The 251-nt window shown below is 59.0% G+C and carries 2 pseudogenes; both read left to right on the top strand.

Going from position 1 to position 251, the window contains the following annotated elements:
- Window positions 1-172, top strand: a pseudogene (locus C5L12_RS28310) (four-helix bundle copper-binding protein); the annotation flags it as partial.
- Window positions 173-184: 12 nt separating this feature from the next.
- Window positions 185-251 (top strand): annotated as a pseudogene (locus C5L12_RS29330) (DUF6429 family protein); the annotation flags it as partial.

Below are 251 nucleotides of genomic sequence, written 5' to 3'. Positions count from 1 at the left end.
CCTAATGCTGATCGGCACCGAACACCACAGGCACACCTGCCAGGAATGTGCGGAGATCTGCCGCCAGTGCGCTGACGACTGCGAACGTATCGGCGACATGCAGAGCTGCGTCGACGCCTGCAGGAAGGTATCCATCCGAGGTGGGCCGCAGGACTTGAAGTCTCGCGCGTGATATCATGACAGAATGGAGATCGATGAGGACAAAATCGATGACGCGGTCCTGGCCCTGTTATGGCTGACGCTCCACAACG

The sequence above is a fragment of the Neorhizobium huautlense genome (assembly GCF_002968575.1).
GTDB classification, from domain to species: domain Bacteria; phylum Pseudomonadota; class Alphaproteobacteria; order Rhizobiales; family Rhizobiaceae; genus Neorhizobium; species Neorhizobium huautlense.
This window is presented reverse-complemented; position numbering and strand designations above follow the sequence as displayed.